The sequence below is a fragment of the Acidovorax sp. T1 genome, from assembly GCF_002176815.1.
Classification (GTDB): domain Bacteria; phylum Pseudomonadota; class Gammaproteobacteria; order Burkholderiales; family Burkholderiaceae_C; genus Acidovorax.
Window position 1 is genome coordinate 3056547 of record NZ_CP021648.1, and the last position, 14984, is coordinate 3071530.

Genomic DNA, 14984 nt, shown 5'->3' on the forward strand with positions numbered 1-14984 from the left:
GGGCGGGCCCTCCGCGCCATCGGCGGCGTCCTACACACCGGCCATCCCCGCGCTGACACGGGGCCGCGCCAACCACCGGCATCCGTGGCGGGCCGCACTGCCTACAGTACATCTCAGGCGCTCGAACTTCTGGCGCCACCCAACCGCCGGTCACACCGGCCCCAAATGGAGATGGAAATGCTGCACTACGCCGTTGTCTTTCTTGTCATCGCACTCATCGCCGCCGTGTTCGGCTTTGGTGGTATTGCGGCAGGCGCCGTAGGCATTGCCAAGATCCTGTTCTTTGTGTTCGTGATCATGGCCATCGTGACCTTCGTGCTGGGCCTACTGAACAAGCGCTGATCCTGAACGCATTGCCGCCCTTTTGCAGCCATTGCGCTCCCCCCATTTTTTCCGGAGAGAACCCATGAATATCCAGTCCACCACCGACAAAGTTGCCAACGGCGCCCGCAATATCGCAGACAACGTGCTGCAAAGTGCCCAGGACGCCGTGCAGACTACACGCGACGTGGCCAATGGATCCCTGGACAAGGCCGCCACCAGCGTGCGCGAACTGCGCCGCGAAGCCAGCCCCGTGATCGACGATCTGGCCACCCGCGCGCAAGACCTGGCCACACGCAGCATCGATTTCTGCGCAGACACCGGTGCCCGCGCTCGCCGCCAGGTGCAGCAGGCCGCCGACGCCACCACCCGCTACGTCGTACAACAACCGGGCAAGTCCGTTGCCATTGCCGCTGCCGCCGGCGCCGCTGTCACGGCCGCCTTGCTGCTGCTGTCCCGCCGCCGCAATCCGTGATGAACGACGGAGCTTTCCGCCATATTGAAGGTGCCCCATGCAAACGATCAGCCATCTGCCCTCTCATGGCTCCGCCATGACGCATGACGAAAACGCCTTGAAGACCACCAAACGCATGCTTAAAGGCATACTGGCCGATGAACAAGAGCATGCCGACGAACTCAAAGACTTGCTGAAAACCTAGCGCGCCCGCTTTCAGCGCCACAACAGCCAGCCGGTTACGGAGGGTGCAATAAACCGGCAGACTGTGATTTTCCCTCGCACCCGCGTCCCAACTCTATGAAGGAATACACCATGAAATACGCACGTGCCCTTGCCTTTGCCGCAGCTGCAGCCATTACCGTCGTTACCGCCACGGGCTGTGCCGTGGCGCGCAATCAGGAGTCTGTTGGCTCCTACATCGATGACGCCGGCATCACCACCTCCGTCAAGGCCAAGATGGCCGAAGACAAAACCGTTTCGGCAACCGCCATCAGCGTTGAAACGCTCAATGGCACGGTGCAGCTGTCGGGCTTTGCAAAGTCGCAGGCTGAGAAGGACCAGGCCGGAGCCATTGCGCGCAACACCAAGAACGTCAAGGAAGTGCGCAACAGCATCGTTGTACGCCCCTGAGCGTTCAGGCCTGACGCTGTCGATCACGGCGCACGCCGTGCGCCAGCGACGTGGCTGAAAAAGGGCACAAGCGCCGGACCCGCTGGTCTGGCGCTTGTGCCCTTTTCCACTGGCCGCCACGCTTTCTCACCTTTGCCCGCGGTGCACCCCACCGCAGGAGTTATGCTGCAACACCATGCGGGTATTCAATTGCGACCATTGCGGTCACCTCGTTTTTTTTGACAGCGTGCAATGCCTGCACTGCGGCAGCACGCTCGCCTTTGTGCCCGAGCTGCTGGCCATGGCGGCGCTGGCCCCGGCCCCGCAAGACGGGCCGGACCTGTGGCGCCGGATGGGGCAGCGCGGCAGTGCCGACTACAGCGGGCGGCTCTATCGCATGTGCGGCAACCACACCGCCTATGACGCCTGCAATTTTGCTGTGCCGGCCAACGATTTCTCACCGCTGTGCGCATCGTGCCGCCAGACGCGCGTGCTGCCCGACCTCTCCGAGCCCGCCAACCTGGGCCGCTGGAAGCAAATCGAATCGGCCAAGCGCCAGCTTTTCTACACCCTCGCCCGCCTGGGGCTGGAACCCGCGCCGGGCCGGTTCGGGCCGGTGTTCGAGTTTCTGGCCGACTGGCCCGGCGGCCCGCCCATCCTCACGGGCCACCACGGCGGCACCATCACCCTCAACGTGGCCGAGGCCGACGATGGCGAGCGCGCGCAGCGGCGCGTGGCGCTGGGCGAGCCCTACCGCACGCTGATCGGCCACCTGCGCCACGAATCGGGCCACTTCTACTGGGACCAGCTGGTGCGCGACGGCCATTGCCTGGAGGCATTTCGCAGCCTGTTTGGCGATGAGCGCCAGGACTACGCCAGCGCCTTGAGCGCCCACTACGCCAAAGGCAACGACCTGGGCGACTGGCGCCAGCACCATGTCAGCAGCTACGCGGCCGCCCACCCATGGGAAGACTGGGCCGAAACCTGGGCCCACTACCTGCACATGGTCGATTTGCTCGAAACCGCCGCCAGCTACCAGGCCAGCATGACCGTGCCCGACCCACATGCAGCCCAACGCTACCAGGTCACCGACCCCTTCGCAGACCCGCGCCCGCCGTTCGACGACATGGTGCGCCAATGGGTGCCCCTGACCCTGATGCTCAACAGCCTGAACCGTAGCCTGGGGCAAAGCGACGCCTACCCGTTTGCGCTCTCGTCGGGCGCCATGCGCAAGCTGCGCTTTGTGCACGACATGCTGGTGCCGCCGCCCGCAGGGTAAGAACGTGTTTGCGATCTTAGGCTCAAGCCGCCGCTGCACGCTGCAGCTTGCGCATCAGGCGCGCGTGCACCACGGGCGAGACGAACTGCGCGACGTCGCCGCCCAGCGTGGCGATTTCGCGCACCAGCGTGCTGCTGATGAACTGGTGCTGGCTGCTGGGTGTGAGGAACACCGTCTCGATGTGCGGCACCAGCGCGCGGTTCATGCCGGCCAGCTGGAATTCGTAGTCGAAATCGGTGCCCGAGCGCAGGCCGCGCAGCATGGCCGTGCCGCCGCGCGCAGCGGTGAACTCGGTCACCAGGCCATCGAAGGGCTCGACGCTCACCTGCGGGCAGTCGCGCAGCGCCTCGCGCGCCATGTCCATGCGCTCGTCCAGGCTGAACAGGGTCTTCTTGTGGTGGGCCATGGCCACGGCCACGATCACCCGGTCGAACAGTTGCGCCGCGCGGCGCACCAGATCTTCATGCCCCAGGGTGATGGGGTCGAAAGTTCCGGGGTAGATGGCGAGCACGTTGTGGGCCATGGGCTGGGGTCTCTTGATGGGCGGTTGGGCATATTGGCCCCGGCTCGTGGACATCGTGGTCGCCACCGGGGCCTGCCGGGCCGCGTGGCCGCATTATGCAGTGCAAGGCCGCCACCAATGAAGGCAGGGCCCGCACCCCCCATTTTTATGAAAAATGCGGCTCTAGCGCTTACCCCATAAGCGCCACACGCTATATATTCAATAGCAAATCAGCGCGGCCATGTCAGGCTGTCGTGCGCCGCTGGAGCAAATGCGCATGCACCGCGCCGGCCTTCAGGTGGCGGTGCACGGCCAGTCCGAACGGGGCCAGCGCCTCGTCGGTCCAGGCCAACGGCGCCTCCAGATACACAGAGCCGTCTGCCGCCACAGCCTTGGCTGCGGCCTGCAGGGCGGGCTCGAACAAGGCGCTGCCAAACGGCGGGTCGAGCAGCACCAAGTGCAGGCTGCCAGGGGCCGCGTGCTGCAGGGCTGCAATGCCATCACCGCGCTGCACGCGCACGGCGGTGGCCGCCAGGCGTTGCTGCAGTTTGTGCAACTGGGCCACCAGGGCGGCGTCGTTTTCGACCAGTTGCACGGCAGCGGCGCCGCGCGAAGCGGCCTCCAGCCCCAGCGCGCCAGTGCCGGCAAACGCATCCAGGCAATGCCAGCCGGTGAGGTCCTGGCCCAGCCAGTTGAACAGGGTTTCGCGCACGCGGTCGGGCGTGGGGCGCAGGCCGGGGCGCTGGGCCACGGGCAGGCGCGTGCGCTTCCACTGGCCGCCGATGATGCGGATTTCGCCCGCGGCCTTGGGGGTGGCGTCTTTTTTGGCGCCGTTCTTGGCGGGGCTCTTGACGGGGCTCGTGGCCTCTTTGGCGTGGGGCTCTGCCGCAGGGGCGTTCCTGGCGGGGCGGGCCAGGCGGCCGCCGGGCAGGGATTCAAGGCGCAAGTTGGAACGGCTCATGACTGGCCTCCCACGATCACGGTGACCATGCGCTCGGGCTGCAGCTTGCGCGCCATGGCGGCGCGGATGTCCGCCACGGTGAGCGCCTCAACCCGCGCCGTCCAGTGGTCCAGGTAGTCGAGCGGCAACCCGTTCCAGGCGATGTTGGCCACGTTGCCCAGCAACTTGCGATTGCTGTCGATGCGCAGCGCAAAGCCGCCGATCAGGTTGTCCTTGGCGGCGCGCAGCTCGGCCTCGGTGGGGCCTTCGCGCACAAAGCGGGCCAGCACGTCGCGCGAGACCTGCACGGCTTGCGCAGCCTGGTCGGGCCGGGTTTGCAGGCCAATGGTGAAGGCGCCTGCATGCAGGCCGGGCGCAAAGCCGCTGTACACGCTGTAGCTGAGGCCGCGCTTTTCGCGCACCTCGTTGGTCAGGCGCGCGGTGAAGCCGCCGCCGCCCAGGATGTGGTTGCCCACCAGCAGCGCCAGAAAGTCGGGGTCGCGGCGCGCAAAGCCCGGCTGGCCGATCAGCACATGGGCCTGGGCCGAGGCAAAGGGGATGCGCTGCTCGGCCGGCGCGGCCAGCGCCGCCACTTCGGGCACGGCCGGCAGCGGGGCGCATTCGGCCGCCGTGCGCGCCGGCAGGCGCGACAGCAGCGTTGCCACCAGCGTCTGCGCCTGGGCGCGGTTGACGGCGCCCACGATGCTCACGCGGGCGCGGCAGGCGGCAATGCTGCGCGCATGAAAGGCCTGCATGTCGGCCACGTCAATGCGCGCCAGCGTGTCTTCGGTGGCCCGCAAGCCGTAGGGGTGGCTGCCATACACCGCAGTGGCAAAGGCCTCGCCCGCCACGGTGGCGGGGCGGGTGCGCGATTCCTTGATGCTGGCGCTCCAGCGGGCGCGCTCGCGCTGCCAAATGTCGGCCGGCCAGCTGGGCTCACCCATCTGGCGCGCGGCCAGCAGCGCGGCGCGTTGCAGCAGCGCAGGGTCGGTCAGGGAGCGCAGCGAAAAATGCAGCGCATCGCTGCCGGCGCTGGCATCGAAGCTGGCGCCCAGGTCGGCCCAGGCCTCGCCCAGCGCGTTTTCGTCGAGCGCCGGCGCAGCGCCCTCGCCCGCCCCAGCGGCAGGCATGGCCAGCACGCCCTTGGAGGCCATCGAGGCCACGGCACTGGCCAGGCCGGCCTGTTCGGCCGGGTCACGGCGGCTGCCGGCATCAAAGTCGATCTGCACGTCCACCATGGGGATGACGGGGCTTTCCACCAGCCAGACCTGGGCGCCGTTGGCTTCGGTCCAGTGCTGGATGGGCAGCAGCGCCCAGGCAGGATTGGCACCCAACAGGGCTCCAGCGCTTACCAGTAAAGCGCTGGCAGCTATTTTTTTCATAGTAATCATGCAATGCCTCGGGGGTGCGGGTTCAGTGGCGCGTGGCGCCGGCGGCCGGTGCGGGGCGTGCGGGCTTGGCATCGAGCGGCTGCGGCAGCAGCGTGGCCACCGTGAGCTGGTCGTCGCCAAAATACCGGGCCGCCACCTGCTGCACCTGCTCGGGCGTGACGGTGCGCAGCAGGGCCAGCAGGCGCTCTTCGGCATCCAGCGGCAGGCCCTGCACCCAGTTGCTGCCCAGGTCCTGGGCCTGCCCGTGCACCGAGTCGCGCTGGTACACGGTCGAGGCGATCCATTGGGTTTTGACGCGTGACAGCTCGGCTTCGCTCACGCCCTCGCGGGCCACGCGGGCCACTTCGGCGCGCAGGGCGTCTTCGACCTGCTGCGCCGTCTTGCCCTCGGCGGGCACACCGCTGAGCAAAAACAGGCTGGGGCCGCGCCCCATCACCATGGCCGAGCTGCCGGCGCTGTCGGCCACGCGCTGCGGGCCCTGGCTCAGGGCGCGCTCCAGGCGTGCACCGTCGTAGCCGCTGAACACGGCCGACAGCACCATCAGCGCCAGCGCATCGCGGTCGCCGTCGGTGAGCGAATCGACCCGCTCCATGCTGGGCACGCGAAACGCCAGGGCCACATAGGCCTGCTCGGCCGGGGCCTTGACGGCAATGCGGCGCAGGCCCTGCTGGGCGGGCTCGGCGCGCGGCTTGCGCGCGGGCACGGCGCGGGCCGGCAGGCGGCCATAGTATTTTTCGGCCAGTGCGCGCACCTGGGCCACATCCACGTCGCCGGCCACCACCACCGCTGCGTTGCCGGGCACATACCAGCGGCGGTGGAAATGGCGCACGTCCTCGGGCGTCATGGCGTCAAGGTCGCTCATCCAGCCCACCACCGGACGGCGGTAGGGCGAGGCCAGGTAGGTGGCGGCAAAAAGCTGCTCAGCCAGCACGGCGCGGGGCTGGTCTTCGGTGCGCATGCGGCGCTCTTCCTTGACCACCTCGATTTCCTTCTTGAACTCGGCGTCGGGCCACTGGTTGTGGGCAAAGCGGTCGGCCTCCAGGCGCATCACGTCTTCGAGCCGGCTGGCCGGAATCTGCTGGTAGTAGCCCGTGTAGTCGCGGCTGGTGAAGGCGTTCTCCTGGCCGCCCAGGGCCGCCACGCGGCGCGAAAACTCGCCCGGCGGCACGGTCTTGCTGCCCTTGAACATCATGTGTTCGAGCACATGGGCCACGCCCGAGGTGCCATCGACCTCGTCCATGGAGCCCACGCGCAGCCACACCATGTGCATCGCCGTGGGCGCGCGCCGGTCGGGCTGCACGATCAGCCGCATGCCGTTGGACAGCGTGAATTGCCGCGCCCCCGATGCCGTGGCAGCCTGCGCAGGCAGGGCCGCCGACGGGTTCACGGAGCGGGGTGCGGAAGGGGGGGCAAAAGGGGTTGCGGAAAGGGTTGCGGAAGCAGGGGATTGCGCCCCGGCACTCAGGCAGGCCAGCAGGCCCAGAAGGGTGAAAGCACGTTTCATAGAATGGAGTGATTCTAAGTACCTGCCAATGTTCAGTTTTTTCAAGAAAAAAGCCCCCCCCACGCCCGCACCACCCGCTGCGGCTGCGCCTGCAACCCCTGCTGTGCCGGATGTTCCGCCCGCGCCACCGGCCGCAATAGCGCCCGCCGAGCAGGCAACTGCCGCGCCGCCGCCATGGCCCGAGCCCGCCGCGGCCACCGCGCCGCCACGGGCCCCCACGACCCCCACGACCCCCACGCCCCCACCGGCGGCCAGCGGTGGCTTTGGCTGGCTGCGCAACCCCTTTGCAGCCAAGCCGCCCGCGCCTGCCCCTGAAGCGGCCCCGGTGGTTGTGCCACCACCGGCCGCGGCGCCGGTGTCTGCGCCGGTATCTGCGCCTGAACCGACGCCCACACCGCCCGTGGTGGTCGTGGCGAAGCCCATCGCCGTTGCAGCCCCGCCCGCGTCGGCGGCCCAGGCCCCCACACCGGCAACAGAACTGCCCCCGCCCGCCGAACGCACCGGCTGGCTCAACCGCCTCAAGGCGGGCTTGCGCAAGACGGGTTCGAGCATCGCCACCGTTTTCACCGGCACCCAGATCGACGATGCGCTGTATGAAGAGCTGGAAGAGGCCCTCTTGATGGCCGACACCGGCGTCAAGGCCACGCAGTGGCTGCTGACCGACCTCCGGCGCCGCGTCAAGGAAACCAAGACCACCGACCCCGCCGCCGTCAAAGGGCTGCTGGCCGATGCATTGGCCGACCTGCTGCGCCCGCTGGAGAAAGCACTGGTCATCGGCGAACACACCCCCACCGTGATCATGGTGGCGGGCGTCAACGGCGCGGGCAAGACCACCTCGATCGGCAAGCTCACCAAGCACCTGGCCAACGAAGGGGCCAGCGTGCTGCTGGCGGCCGCCGACACCTTCCGCGCCGCTGCGCGCGAACAACTGGGCGTATGGGCCGACCGCAACCTGGTCGAGATCGTCAGCCAGGAAGGCGGCGACCCCGCCGCCGTGAGCTTTGACGCCGTCACCGCCGGCAAGGCGCGCGGCAAGGACGTGGTGCTGGTGGACACCGCCGGGCGCCTGCCCACGCAACTGCACCTGATGGAAGAGCTGAAGAAAATCCGCCGCGTGGTCACCAAGGCCGACGCCAGCGCGCCGCACGAGGTGCTGCTGGTGATCGACGGCAACACCGGCCAGAACGCGCTGGCCCAGGTGCGCTCGTTTGACGATGCGCTGCAACTCACCGGCCTCATCGTGACCAAACTCGATGGCACGGCCAAGGGCGGCGTGCTGGCGGCCATTGCGCAGGAACGGCCGATTCCGGTTTACTTCATCGGCGTGGGCGAAAAGCTCGAAGACCTCGAAACCTTCAACGCACGCGAATTTGCGCAGGCCCTGCTGACCTGAGAGGCTCACGCACCCATGCAGTCCACCCGCACAAGGAGCGGGTGGCATCGGGGTCACGGAGCCATAGAAGGCTGTCGGACTTGGAACTCCTGCCTGCCAAAGGTGCACCAAGACAGTGTGCAAAGGGCATTATCCGCTCACTTATTAATAGCTTATTACGCTTGCTGGTATTGCGCAAAGCGACATTTTTAATCATATTTTTGGCGCAGTGCACTTGGGAACAACCGGATGGGAACTCCGGGCTTAGCACTCCCTCCAACAGAGTGCTAACATGAAGGCTTAGAGGAAAGGATTCCCGGAATGACATTTCCATCTGGAACCGCAACGACGACTTTGGCCCCCGCCAATCCATGGGCGCTGGTGCCGCCCTTGGGCAACTTGGATGCCTATATTTCGGCCGTCAACCGCCTGCCCCTGCTCACCCACGAGGAAGAGCAAACCTATGCGCGCCAGCTGCGCGATAACAACGATGTGGACGCCGCCGGCCGGCTGGTGATGTCGCACCTGCGCCTGGTGGTGTCGATTGCGCGCCAGTATCTTGGCTACGGCTTGCCCCATGGCGACCTGATCCAGGAAGGCAACGTGGGCCTGATGAAGGCGGTCAAGCGTTTCGACCCCGACCAGGGCGTGCGCCTGGTGAGCTACGCCATGCACTGGATCAAGGCTGAGATCCACGAATACATCTTGAAGAACTGGCGCATGGTGAAGGTGGCCACCACCAAGGCGCAGCGCAAGCTGTTCTTCAATCTGCGCTCCATGAAGCAGGGTTTCAAGGCCGATGCGGCAGCGGCCGATGCCGGCACGCACCGCGACACGCTGTCGGACCACGAGATCGACTCGGTCGCGGCGCAGCTCAACGTCAAGCGCGAAGAAGTCATCGAGATGGAAACCCGCATGGCGGGCGGCGATGTGCTGCTGGACCCCGCCCCATCGGACGATGGCGAGCAGGCCTTTGGCCCCATTGCCTACCTGGCCGATGCCTCGCACGAGCCCACGGCGATGATCGAGTCGCGCCAGCGCGATGAACTGGCCACCGATGGCATTGCCACGGCACTGGCCAGCCTGGACGAGCGCAGCCGCCGCATCGTGGAAGAGCGCTGGCTCAAGGTCAACGACGATGGCAGCGGCGGCATGACGCTGCATGACCTGGCCGCCGTTTATGGCGTGAGCGCCGAGCGCATTCGCCAGATCGAAGTGGCCGCCATGAAGAAAATGAAAACCGCGCTGGCCGACTACGCCTGAGCGCTGCCTGTCCGCGAGCGCACACCCAGGCGCGAACGGCAGGGATCATTCAGCGCGCAACTGCGGTTGCGCGCTTTTTTTTGGGTGCCAGCAATGCCACGCGCACCCGTCCAGACCGGAGAAGTTTCTGATGACCCCGTCCCCCTTGCGTCGCGCAGCGCTGGTGCTGGCCCTCGCCGCTGCTTGCAGCCCGGCCCTGGCCCAATCCACTGCGGCCCTTCCCATCCCGGCGACACCGGGCTGGCCCACCAAGCCGGTAAAGCTGGTGGTGGGTTTTCCGGGCGGGTCGTCGCCCGACCTGGTGGCGCGCACCCTGGCCGAGCCGCTGGCCCAAGCCCTGGGGCAGCCGGTGATTGTGGAAAACAAGGTGGGTGCGGGCGGCAACATCGCCGCCGACGCCGTGGCCAAGGCCACAGACGGTCACACCCTGGGCGTCATGATCAATGGCAACCTGACGATTGCCCGGCTCATCAACCCCCGAATCAACTACGACCCGCTCAAGGACCTGGCCCCCATCAGCCTGATCGCCACGGCCCCGCTGGCCCTCGCCGCACCAGCCAACGCGCCGGGGGCGACCGCGCAGGCGTTTTTTGCAGCCGCGCGCGCCAGTGGCGACCGCTGGAGCTATGGCACGCCGGGCGTGGGCACGGTGGCGCACATCGGCATGGAGCTGCTCAAGGCCAAGGCCGGTATCCACCCGGTGCATGTGCCGTATCCGGGCAACCCGCAGGTCATCAACGCCATCATCGGCGGCCAGATCGAGCTGGCCCTGCTGCCCCCGGCGATGGCGGCAGCGCAGGCCCGCGCGGGCAAGCTGCGCGTGCTGGGCGTCACCTCCAGCGGGCGCAGCACCCTGGTGCCCGAAGTCCCCAGCCTGGCCGAAGCGGGCGTGAAAGACTTCAACCTCGAAATCTGGAACGCGGTGGCTGCGCCCCGGTCGCTGCCCAAACCGGTGGTGGCGCGCCTGTCGGCGCTGTTCAGCGAGATTGCCCGCAGCCCGGAGGTGCGCGACAAGCTGTTTCAGCAAGGCTGGCAGGTGACCGGCACCACGGCCGAAGGGCTGTCCCAGCGCATCCAGACCGATGCGCGCGTGCTCGGCGCGGTGATCAGCGCACAAAAGATCAAGGCCGAATAAGGGGCCGAATAACGGACCGAATGGCGGCGGGCGCAGGTGGCCCGCTTTGCCCCTTTACCCCGCTTCTTGCAGCAGCGCCCGCACATCGGCGCCCAGGGCTTGCGCACCGCTGCCGTAGCGGTTGTAGACCCGCAGGCGGCCTGCCGTGTCATACACGTAGCTGCCGGCCGAATGGTCCATGGTGTAGCTGGTGGCGGTCTTGCCGTCGACCTTCTTGAAGTAGATCTTGAAGTCCTTGGCCACGGCGGCGATTTGCTCTGGGCTGCCCGACAGCGCCAAAAAGCTGGGGTCGAAGTTGGCCATGTAGGCCTTCAGCACCTCGGGCGTGTCGCGCTCGGGGTCCACGGTGACGAAGATGCCCTGCAGGCGGTCGCCATCCTTGCCCAGCATCTGCTTGACCTCGGCCAGCTCCTGCATGGAGGTGGGGCACACGTCGGGGCATTGGGTGTAGCCAAAGAACACCACCACCACCTTGCCGCGAAAGTCCTGCAGGCTGCGCTTTTGGCCGTTGTGGTCGGTCAGCGGAACATCGCGGGCGTAGTCGGCCCCGGTGATGTCCACCCCGCGAAACTCGGTCTTTTTTTCAGAGCAAGCACCCAATATGGCGCTAGCGCTGATGGATAAAGCGCTAACAGCTATCAATTTAAGAGCGTTTCTTTTGTGCATGGTGTTCACAGCGCGTAGTGGTCCACCAGCAGCGCGGCAAACAGCACGCTCAGGTGAATGAGGGAGAAACGGAAGGTCTTGCGCGCCAGCGCGTCGGAGTAATTGCGCCACAAGGCAAAGCCGTAGCCGCAGAACCCGGCGCTCAGCAGCACGGCCGCGGCAAGATAGATCCACGAACTCATGCCGTAAATGAAGGGCATCAGGCAGCCCGCAAAGAGGATCAGCGTGTACAGAAAAACCTGCAGGCGTGTGAACTCGTTGCCATGCGTGACCGGCAGCATGGGCAGGCCCGACTTGCGGTAGTCCTCCACCCGGTACAGCGCCAGCGCCCAGAAATGCGGCGGCGTCCACAGGAAGATGATGAGGAACAGGATCAGCGCCTCGGGGCCCACATCACCGGTCATGGCGGCCCAGCCCAGCACGGGCGGCATGGCGCCCGAGGCACCGCCGATCACGATGTTCTGCGGCGTCAGCGGCTTGAGGATGACGGTGTAGACAACGGCGTAGCCCACAAACGTAGCGAACGTGAGCCACATGGTCAGCGGGTTGACCCAGACATACAGCAAGGCCGAGCCGGCCGCGCACAACAGGGCCGAAAACAGCAGGGTCTGCGTGTTGGACAACTCGCCCTTGGCCGTGGGCCGCCAGGAGGTGCGCTTCATCTTGGCATCAATGCCCTGCTCGACGATGCAGTTGAAGGCCGCGGCAGCGCCCGCCACCAGCCACACGCCAGCACTGGCCAGCGCCATCTGCCCCAGTTGCGCCAGGGTGGGCAGGCCCGGCACGGCCAGCACCATGCCGATCAGCGCGCAGAACACGATGAGCTGCACCACGCGCGGCTTGGTCAGCGCGTAAAACTGCGAAAAGCGCGACGGCGCGGGAAGGGTGGGGGCAACACTCATGCGGAAACTCTCGGTGCGCGCGATGGCGCGAAAGACTCAAATGGCGCGCGGGCGGCCCGGCTGGACGCAGCCGCCCAGGTCAGCACCACCACCAGGGCGGCAGCGCCCCCCGTGTGCAGCACCGCCGCCAGCAGGGGCCAGCCCAGCACCACGTTGCTCAGGCCCGTGGCCAGCTGCAGCAGCGCCAGGCCCGCCAGCCAGCGCGCCTGCACGCGCAGCGCAGCGGCCCGGTGCAGGCGCCACGCCAGCCATGCCAGCGCCAGCAGCACCGCATAGGCCATCAGGCGGTGCGCATAGTGGATGGCGGTCAGGCCGGCAAAGCTGATGTGGCTGCCGTCCTGCAGCAGCCCGAGCGGCCGCCACAGCTCAAAGCCCTGCGCAAAGTCCATCACGGGCCACCAGCTGCCCTGGCAGGTGGGAAAGGTGGTGCAGGCCAGCACGGCGTAATTGGTGCTGACCCAGCCCCCCAGCACAATCTGCAGCGCCACCAGCGCACCGGTAATGGCAATACCCCAGCGCAGCGGCGCGGCCAGCACGGCGGGCGGCATGCCCCGCACCGCCTGGGTGTGGCGCACCGCCTGCGCGCACAGCAGCGCCAGCAGCACGAGGCCGCCGATCAGATGCAGCGTGACGATGGCGGGAAACAGCTTCATGGTGACCGTGAGCGCGCCGAACGCGCCCTGCAGGCAGACCCAGACCAGGGTGAAGGTGGGCCACCACGGGTTCACGGCCGGGGGCGCGCCGGTGCCGCGCCGCGCTTGCCGCCACTGCAACCAGCTGGCCACGGTGAGCACGATGATGAGCACGCCGACGCCGGTGGCGAGGTAGCGGTGGATCATCTCAACCCAGGCCTTGCCGTGCGTCACGGGCCCGGTGGGCATGGCGTCCTGCGCCGCTGTTATTTCGGCCCGCGCGCCAACCGGGCTGGCGCTGCCATAACAGCCTGGCCAGTCGGGGCAACCGAGGCCGGAATCCGTCAGCCGGGTGAAGGCACCAAACAGCACCAGATCAAAGGTCAGGAACAGGGTCAGCACCGCCAACGCCTGCAAACGGCGCCCCGGTGCGCCGCCACGGGTGCGCCAGCCCACCCAGGCCAGCGGCCCGAGCGCGATCACGATGCCCAGCAGCATCAGCTGCGCCAGCGGCGCCAGGTCGTAGAGCGGTTGGGTGTCCATCATCCGGGCTGCCCTGGCCGTCCGGCCTCATCCCAGGAGGAGGATGCGCGCAGCAGCCGCTCCAGATCCCGCTTGGCCTTGGCGGCCCCGGCGGCATCCATGCCGGCAGGAAAACGCATCATCCAGTTGCCCATGGGGTCCACCAGGTAAAGGTGTTCGGCCAGAGCGTGGCCCGCAGCCGGTTCGAGCCACTGGGCCAGCGCGGGGGCATCAACCCGCAGCACCGTGGCCTTTTGCAGGGCCGCAGCGATGTCTGGCGGCACAGGGGCTGCATCGGTCACGAGCCAGACCCAGTCCACACGGTCTTTCTCCTTGCCCACGCTTTCGCGCAGTTGCCGCTGCAGATACAGGTGCTGCTGGCACAGGGCTTCGCACGCCCCGCCGCCCACGCTCACCAGCAGCCACTGTCCCTTGAGCGCGGGCAGCTTGGCGGGCGCGCCATCGAGCGTGGCCGTGGCCAGGTCGGGCAAGGTGCGCTGCGGCTGGATCAGCTCACCGTAATTGCGGCGGCCTTCGGGTCGCACCACGTAATAGGTGAGATACGAGGCAATGACCGGGGCTGCGCAAACCAGCAGCACCGCCAGCATCTTCCAGCGCCCGTGGCGGGTGGTCTGGGCATGGGCCACGGCGCTGCCGACCTCGGGCAGGTCGTGCACCGTGAGGCCCAGGGGATGGTCTGCGCCCGCCTCAGGCGAGTGGCCGGGGGCGCGGGCGAAAGAAGCGTCGGACGAGTTGGAACCAGACATAAAGAAGTGCAATCAGGCTGCTGAGCCCGAACCATTGAAATGCGTAACCGTAGTGTTTGTCGACGCCAGCGCCGATCACGGGCCAGTCCCGTTGCAGGCCGCCGCTGGCAGGCCCCGTTTGCAGCACCGACAGGTTCATCAATGCCAGCCCCGTCTCGGCACGAAACGCAGCAAGGTCCAGATTTTGCCGGATGCGGGAAGACCCCAGCGAACCAGCGGAACGGTCAAACTCATACAAGCGCGACGGCGGCGGCGCGATGCGCCCCTCCAGCTGCACCACGCCAGCCTCCGTCTGAACCGGGGGCAGCTGCTGGCGGTCCTGGAAGTTGCGCGGAACCCAGCCACGCTGGACCAGCACCACCGCGCCGCCCTCCTCCAGCCGCAGGGGCGTGAGCACAAAAAAGCCCGGCCGCCCCTGCATCTGCCGGTTGTCCAGGTACACGGTGTGCTCTGGCAGCCAGCGCCCTTGCAGCCGCACGGCGCGGTGCGTCAGGTCCTGCGCACTGCCGGCATCGGCAAGGGCCTGCCCGCGCAGCTGGCGGCTGTCGAGCGGCGGCAGGGCGACCCGCTGGTCCAGCAGCGACTGCAGGGCCTCCTTTTGCGCAGCACGCGACAGCTGCCATCGCCCCAGCGAAGCGGTGACGAGAATGCCGGCCACGGCAGCCAGGGTGATCAGCCAGAAACGCAGGCCCCAGGCACGTTGGGCAGGTGTCACGGGATAA

16 protein-coding genes and 1 pseudogene are annotated in these 14984 nt (G+C 67.4%); 8 read left to right on the forward strand and 9 right to left on the reverse strand.

All coding sequences use genetic code 11. From position 1 onward, the window contains the following. Positions 1–177 precede the first annotated feature (177 nt). From CCX87_RS14270 to CCX87_RS14285, 5 genes and pseudogenes are all read left to right on the forward strand, one after another. Positions 178–342: a DUF1328 domain-containing protein gene (locus tag CCX87_RS14270; protein ID WP_087748356.1), complete on the forward strand. Its 165-nt coding sequence runs from the start codon at positions 178–180 to the stop codon at positions 340–342. Between the two features lie 64 nt (positions 343–406). After that, the gene (locus CCX87_RS14275) at positions 407–796 is read left to right on the forward strand and encodes a hypothetical protein (RefSeq protein WP_087747313.1); all 390 of its coding nucleotides are present in this window, start codon (positions 407–409) and stop codon (positions 794–796) included. A 103-nt stretch (positions 797–899) separates the two neighbouring features. After that, positions 900–980: pseudogene (locus tag CCX87_RS21675) on the forward strand (ferritin-like domain-containing protein); the annotation flags it as partial. Positions 981–1090: 110 nt separating this feature from the next. Further along, positions 1091–1408: a BON domain-containing protein gene (locus CCX87_RS14280; protein WP_087748357.1), complete on the forward strand. Its 318-nt coding sequence runs from the start codon at positions 1091–1093 to the stop codon at positions 1406–1408. 175 nt (positions 1409–1583) lie between these two features. After that, on the forward strand, positions 1584–2666 hold the full coding sequence (locus tag CCX87_RS14285) for a zinc-binding metallopeptidase family protein (RefSeq protein ID WP_087747315.1): 1083 nt from the start codon (positions 1584–1586) through the stop codon (positions 2664–2666). Between the two features lie 22 nt (positions 2667–2688). Here CCX87_RS14285 and coaD read toward each other — a convergent pair whose 3' ends face one another. The 4 genes from coaD to CCX87_RS14305 all read right to left on the reverse strand — a co-directional run bounded on the left by coaD (position 2689) and on the right by CCX87_RS14305 (position 7003). Further along, positions 2689–3189, reverse strand: coding sequence for a pantetheine-phosphate adenylyltransferase (gene coaD, locus CCX87_RS14290; RefSeq protein ID WP_087747317.1), 501 nt, complete (start codon positions 3187–3189; stop codon positions 2689–2691). Between the two features lie 223 nt (positions 3190–3412). After that, positions 3413–4129: a 16S rRNA (guanine(966)-N(2))-methyltransferase RsmD gene (gene rsmD, locus CCX87_RS14295; protein WP_087747321.1), complete on the reverse strand. Its 717-nt coding sequence runs from the start codon at positions 4127–4129 to the stop codon at positions 3413–3415. Next, complete coding sequence (locus CCX87_RS14300; RefSeq protein WP_087747323.1) at positions 4126–5499, reverse strand: M16 family metallopeptidase; 1374 nt, start codon at positions 5497–5499, stop codon at positions 4126–4128. Before CCX87_RS14300 ends, rsmD begins: the two co-directional genes overlap by 4 nt. Positions 5500–5521: 22 nt before the next feature. Continuing rightward, complete coding sequence (locus tag CCX87_RS14305; RefSeq protein WP_087747325.1) at positions 5522–7003, reverse strand: M16 family metallopeptidase; 1482 nt, start codon at positions 7001–7003, stop codon at positions 5522–5524. Positions 7004–7031: 28 nt separating this feature from the next. Here CCX87_RS14305 and ftsY point away from each other — a divergent pair, with 28 nt between their 5' ends. From ftsY to CCX87_RS14320, 3 genes are all read left to right on the forward strand, one after another. Next, positions 7032–8396, forward strand: a complete 1365-nt coding sequence (gene ftsY, locus CCX87_RS14310; protein ID WP_157667137.1) for a signal recognition particle-docking protein FtsY — start codon at positions 7032–7034, stop codon at positions 8394–8396. Between the two features lie 300 nt (positions 8397–8696). Then, positions 8697–9638 carry an RNA polymerase sigma factor RpoH gene (gene rpoH / locus CCX87_RS14315; protein WP_087747327.1) on the forward strand — a complete coding sequence of 314 codons (942 nt, stop codon included), beginning with the start codon at positions 8697–8699 and terminating at the stop codon, positions 9636–9638. A gap of 130 nt (positions 9639–9768) precedes the next feature. Further along, positions 9769–10773 carry a Bug family tripartite tricarboxylate transporter substrate binding protein gene (locus tag CCX87_RS14320; RefSeq protein WP_087747329.1) on the forward strand — a complete coding sequence of 335 codons (1005 nt, stop codon included), beginning with the start codon at positions 9769–9771 and terminating at the stop codon, positions 10771–10773. 54 nt (positions 10774–10827) lie between these two features. Here the strand turns inward: CCX87_RS14320 and CCX87_RS14325 are convergent, their stop codons facing one another. Genes CCX87_RS14325 through CCX87_RS14345 form a run of 5 tightly spaced genes read right to left on the reverse strand, consistent with a single transcriptional unit; the run spans position 10828 to position 14977 of the window. Then, positions 10828–11439 carry an SCO family protein gene (locus CCX87_RS14325; protein ID WP_198314714.1) on the reverse strand — a complete coding sequence of 204 codons (612 nt, stop codon included), beginning with the start codon at positions 11437–11439 and terminating at the stop codon, positions 10828–10830. 5 nt (positions 11440–11444) lie between these two features. Next, complete coding sequence (gene cyoE / locus CCX87_RS14330; protein WP_087747332.1) at positions 11445–12341, reverse strand: heme o synthase; 897 nt, start codon at positions 12339–12341, stop codon at positions 11445–11447. After that, positions 12338–13519, reverse strand: a complete 1182-nt coding sequence (locus tag CCX87_RS14335) for a COX15/CtaA family protein (protein ID WP_087747334.1) — start codon at positions 13517–13519, stop codon at positions 12338–12340. Before CCX87_RS14335 ends, cyoE begins: the two co-directional genes overlap by 4 nt. Continuing rightward, a complete protein-coding gene (locus tag CCX87_RS14340; protein ID WP_087747336.1) occupies positions 13516–14262 on the reverse strand; it encodes an SCO family protein in 747 nt (248 codons plus the stop codon). Before CCX87_RS14340 ends, CCX87_RS14335 begins: the two co-directional genes overlap by 4 nt. Next, the gene (locus CCX87_RS14345; RefSeq protein WP_087747338.1) at positions 14204–14977 is read right to left on the reverse strand and encodes an SURF1 family protein; all 774 of its coding nucleotides are present in this window, start codon (positions 14975–14977) and stop codon (positions 14204–14206) included. Before CCX87_RS14345 ends, CCX87_RS14340 begins: the two co-directional genes overlap by 59 nt. Positions 14978–14984: the final 7 nt, after the last annotated feature.

Bases quoted from the DNA above. Each gene is read 5' to 3' on its own strand.
- CCX87_RS14270 (WP_087748356.1), top strand. From the start codon at position 178: ATGCTGCACTACGCCGTTGTCTTTCTTGTCATCGCACTCATCGCCGCC.
- CCX87_RS14340 (WP_087747336.1), bottom strand. From the start codon at position 14,262: ATGTCTGGTTCCAACTCGTCCGACGCTTCTTTCGCCCGCGCCCCCGGC.
- rpoH (WP_087747327.1), top strand. From the start codon at position 8,697: ATGACATTTCCATCTGGAACCGCAACGACGACTTTGGCCCCCGCCAAT.
- CCX87_RS14275 (WP_087747313.1), top strand. From the start codon at position 407: ATGAATATCCAGTCCACCACCGACAAAGTTGCCAACGGCGCCCGCAAT.
- CCX87_RS14335 (WP_087747334.1), bottom strand. From the start codon at position 13,519: ATGATGGACACCCAACCGCTCTACGACCTGGCGCCGCTGGCGCAGCTG.
- CCX87_RS14320 (WP_087747329.1), top strand. From the start codon at position 9,769: ATGACCCCGTCCCCCTTGCGTCGCGCAGCGCTGGTGCTGGCCCTCGCC.
- CCX87_RS14280 (WP_087748357.1), top strand. From the start codon at position 1,091: ATGAAATACGCACGTGCCCTTGCCTTTGCCGCAGCTGCAGCCATTACC.
- rsmD (WP_087747321.1), bottom strand. From the start codon at position 4,129: ATGAGCCGTTCCAACTTGCGCCTTGAATCCCTGCCCGGCGGCCGCCTG.
- CCX87_RS14325 (WP_198314714.1), bottom strand. From the start codon at position 11,439: ATGCACAAAAGAAACGCTCTTAAATTGATAGCTGTTAGCGCTTTATCC.
- cyoE (WP_087747332.1), bottom strand. From the start codon at position 12,341: ATGAGTGTTGCCCCCACCCTTCCCGCGCCGTCGCGCTTTTCGCAGTTT.
- CCX87_RS14285 (WP_087747315.1), top strand. From the start codon at position 1,584: ATGCGGGTATTCAATTGCGACCATTGCGGTCACCTCGTTTTTTTTGAC.
- CCX87_RS14300 (WP_087747323.1), bottom strand. From the start codon at position 5,499: ATGATTACTATGAAAAAAATAGCTGCCAGCGCTTTACTGGTAAGCGCT.
- coaD (WP_087747317.1), bottom strand. From the start codon at position 3,189: ATGGCCCACAACGTGCTCGCCATCTACCCCGGAACTTTCGACCCCATC.
- CCX87_RS14305 (WP_087747325.1), bottom strand. From the start codon at position 7,003: ATGAAACGTGCTTTCACCCTTCTGGGCCTGCTGGCCTGCCTGAGTGCC.
- ftsY (WP_157667137.1), top strand. From the start codon at position 7,032: ATGTTCAGTTTTTTCAAGAAAAAAGCCCCCCCCACGCCCGCACCACCC.